This window comes from Bradyrhizobium sp. P2_E8 (assembly GCF_056403875.1).
Map to the genome: position 1 here is coordinate 1 of NZ_JBFUES010000732.1, position 3,949 is coordinate 3,949.

Consider the following 3,949-nt stretch of genomic DNA (forward strand, 5'->3'; position numbering starts at 1 on the left):
CACCTGCACCGAGACGGTGATGCCGAACTGCTTGAAGAACTGTCCGGCGATGCCCGACATGAAGCTCGCGGGGGCGAAGATCGCGATGATGGTGAGCGAGATCGCGATCACGGCGAGGCCGATCTCGTCGGCGGCTTCCAGCGCGGCACGATAGGGCGATTTTCCCATGTTCATGTGCCGCACGATGTTCTCGATCTCGACGATGGCGTCGTCGACGAGAATACCTGTCGACAGCGTGATGGCGAGGAAGCTGACGAGGTTGAGCGAGAAGCCGAGGAGGTCCATCGCCCAGAATGCCGGGAAGATCGACAGCGGCAGCGAGATCGCGGCGATGATGGTGGCGCGCAGATCGCGCAGGAACAGCAGCACGATGACGACGGCGAGAATGGCGCCTTCGAACAGGGTCGAGATCGCCGCTTCGTAATTGCCGTTGGTGTATTCGACCGAGGTGTCGATCAGCTTGAGATCGACGTCGGGATAGGCGGCCTTGAGCGCGTCGATGCGCTTCTGCACGGCATCGGCGACCTTCACGTCGCTGGCGCCCTTGGAGCGCTTGATGCCGAGCGCGACCACCGGCTCGCCGTTGAAGCGGGCGAAGGTGCGGCGGTCGGCGATGGTGTCGGTGACGGTGCCGAGATCGTCGAGCCGAACCTCGCCGCCGCCGAACAGCGGGACCATGGTGCCGGCGAGGTCGCTCAGCGTCTTGGCGCCGGCCAGGGTGCGGATCGCCTGGTCGTTCTTGCCGATCTCGGCGCGGCCGCCGGCGACGTCGACATTGGTGCCGCGCAGGCTCTGGCTGACATTGACGGCGGTCAGGCCCATCGCCTGAAGGCGGTCGGGATCGAGCGAGACCAGGATCTCGCGCTCGACACCGCCGATGCGCTCGACCTGGGCGACGCCGCGCACGCCCTGGAGCGCGCGCTTGACCACGTCGTCGACGAAATAGGACAGCTGCTCCGGCGTCTTGCCGGGCGAGATCGCGGCATAGGTGACGATCGGCAGGCCGATCACGTCGACGCGCTGGATCAGCGGCTCGGTGACGTTCTGCGGCAGGTTGGAGCGAACGCGCGTCACCGCGTCCTTGACGTCGTTGAGCGCGCGGTCGGTATTGGTCTCCAGTGCGAACTGGATGGTGGTCAGCGACAGGCCGTCGGTGATCGAGGAGGTGATGTGTCTGACACCCTCGACGCCGGAGACCGCGTCTTCAATGGTCTTGGTGACCTGGGATTCGAGCTCGGCCGGCGCCGCACCGAACTGCGACACCGCGACCGAGATCACGGGAATGTCGGCCGAGGGCAGCCGCGTCACCGCGAGCTTGRCGAAGGAGGTCCAGCCGAGGATCAGGAGGATGATCGAAAAGACGACCGACGGCAGCGGATTCCGGATCGACCATGCCGAGATATTGAGAGCCATCAGCGTACCCGCGTGCGATCGAGTTCATCGGCGAACATGGTCTTGATCTGGTCGCCGTCATGCAGTGAAGAGCCGGCGTCGGCCACGACGATTTCGCCGACGTCGAGCCCTTCCAGGATTTCCGTCGCGGTGTCGGACGACAGCCCGACCCGCACCTTGCGCGTCTCGATCGTGTTGCCCTTGACGACCTGCACGGTGAGATGGTCGATCGCGGTCTTGGGCACCGCGACGCCGCAGCTTCGCTTGGCGTCGATCGAGGCGCGCGCGAACACGCCGACCTTCAGCGAGGGATTGTTGGTGACGCTGATGCGGACGCGGCCGAGCTGGGTGGTGCGGTCGATTTCGGGCGCAACCAGCCGCACCCGGCCGATCAAATCGGGCGCGTCGTCGCGGCTGATGCGCACGGTCGCGCCGGCGCTGAGCTTGGGCATGTGCACGGCCGGAACCTGGGCGTCGAGCTCGATCTCGTTGTTGACGGCGATGCGGAACATCGGGCCGGCCTGCGGCGAGGCCGGCGCGCCGACGATGGTGCGAACTTCCGTGACGAGGCCCGGCGCCGGCGCCTTCAGCGAGATCGGGCCCTGCGGGCCGGGTCGCTGCGGCTGGCCCGGGATCTGCGGCGGTGCCGTCAGGCGCGCCAGCTCCTGGTTGTCGGTGACCATGGTCCCCTCGGTGACGAAGAGGTCGGTGACCCTGGAACCTTCCTGGTCGGCGACGACCACGGCCTCGCGGCGCGGCACGAAGAAGCCGGTCACACGAACGAGGTCGGAGAAGCACGCATTGGTCGACTTCGTCACGATGACGAGCGCCTCGCCCGGCGTTTCCTTGGCCTCGGGGCGATGCCGATGCTCGAACAGATAATAGCCGATGCCGAGCGCGACGATGAACGCCACGGTTCCGGCAGGCTTGAGATAGTCGGAGACGTTCATCGCCGGATTGTCCTGGCCTGGCTCACGGCCATCCGCACGAGGCCTGCTGAGAGCGTTTCCCTGAAACAAAGCGGCGTCCCGCACGGCTGCGGGACGCGCTTTGGAAGCGAGACTTTACACCACATCACGAACGGTCATTTCAAAGAATTGCGTCGTGCTTACTTCGATGCGGTGGTCTTGTTTTCCATGTTGACGACCTGCACGCGGCGGTTGACCTCGGCCATCGGCTGGCCCGGGTCCTTCAGCTTGCTCTTGCCGTAGCCGACGGTGACGAGGTCGGTCGAGGAGATGCTGTACTTCTCGACGAGGTAGCGCTTGATCGCATCCGCGCGGCGCTCCGACAGGTCCTGGTTGTAGGCCTCGCCGCCGGCGGCGTCGGTGTGGCCGGCGACCACGAAGGTCGATCCCTTCAGGTCTGGGCTGGTCAGCGCGCGACCGAGCGCCTGCACCGAAGCCAGCGACTTGGTGCTGATATTGGCGGAGTTGTAGTCGAAGGTGATCTCGAGATCGATGTTCGGCTTGTCCTTGGCGACCGATGCGATTTCCTCGCGCTCGGTCGACGACAGCGAGCGCGTCGAGCGGCCGCGCACGGACTGGATCAGCTTGGTCTCCGACGCGCTCGGCGCGGGGTCGGCCTGCGGCGCGATCGAGAGGCCGCGGGTCAGCGGCTTCTTCTGCGGCGGCGCCAGTGCGCGCACGATCTCGTCCTCGGTGACGTTCTTGCTGTTGCCGTCGTCGGCGGCGAATGCGGGCGAGGCCGGCAGCGACAGCGCGGCGCCAATGGCCATGATGGACAGGATTGCGGTAAGTCCTTTTGCAGCCAATCTCATTGCCAGTCCCTCCTGCGCAGCAGACCTGCGCGGTTCCAAATTCCCTGCAATAGGCCCCCCGGGAAAGGCCGCCTGCGGCATCCGTCCCTTTAGTCTGTTTTGGGCGGCCGAGGGTTCGAGGCGTCCGCCGCCTCAACTCAAAAAAATACTAGCGGACTCCGTAGCTTGCGAATTCCTGAACGATGTTCGGATCCATCGCCTTGGCATTGGCGATGTCCAGCGCCCCTTCCTGGGCGGAGCCGTTGCGCTGCTTGGCGAGGCCCCGTCCGTACAGCGAGGAGGTGAGGCGCGGATTGATCCTCAGGGCCGCATCGAAATCGGCGATGGCGTTCTTCACCGCCCCCGATTTCAGATTGACCAGCCCCCGGCTGTCCAGCGCATCGACGAAATTCGGCCGCAGCCGCAGCGCTTCGTTGCAATCCTTCAGCGCGGCCTGGAGATCGCCGACCACGGTGCGGGTCCAGCAGCGGTTGTTCAGCGCCTCGACGTCCTTCGAGTTGATCCGGAGCGTGTCGTCGAAATCCTTGATGGCGAGGTTGTAGGCACCCTTGCTGGCATAGACCTGGCCGCGCCGGTACAGCGCGTTCACGTCATCAGGATTGGCCGCGATCTTGGCCGTCAGGCCCTTGATGGTGGGGTCCTCCGCCAGGGCGGCCGCGCTAGGCCCGGCGTCTGCGTTCGGCGCGGGGGCGGGATCGGCCGGTTTCACCGGCGGTGGCGGCGGAGGCAGGGCGGCCTCGACCTGCGGCTTCGGCGATGGGGCCGGTACGGGCGCGG

Annotated in this window: 4 protein-coding genes; all 4 read right to left on the minus strand. The window is 66.1% G+C overall.

Annotated elements, in window-relative coordinates:
• On the minus strand, nt 1-1,413 hold a 1,413-nt coding region (locus AC1D00_RS30595), incomplete at its 3' end, for an efflux RND transporter permease subunit (RefSeq protein WP_477013234.1).
• Nucleotides 1,413-2,342, minus strand: coding sequence for an efflux RND transporter periplasmic adaptor subunit (locus AC1D00_RS30600; RefSeq protein WP_135178950.1), 930 nt, complete (start codon nt 2,340-2,342; stop codon nt 1,413-1,415). The genes AC1D00_RS30600 and AC1D00_RS30595, both read right to left, overlap by 1 nt.
• A gap of 158 nt (nt 2,343-2,500) precedes the next feature.
• Nucleotides 2,501-3,172: an OmpA family protein gene (locus tag AC1D00_RS30605; protein ID WP_477013235.1), complete on the minus strand. Its 672-nt coding sequence runs from the start codon at nt 3,170-3,172 to the stop codon at nt 2,501-2,503.
• 148 nt (nt 3,173-3,320) lie between these two features.
• On the minus strand, nt 3,321-3,949 hold a 629-nt coding region (locus AC1D00_RS30610; RefSeq protein WP_477013236.1), incomplete at its 5' end, for a tetratricopeptide repeat protein.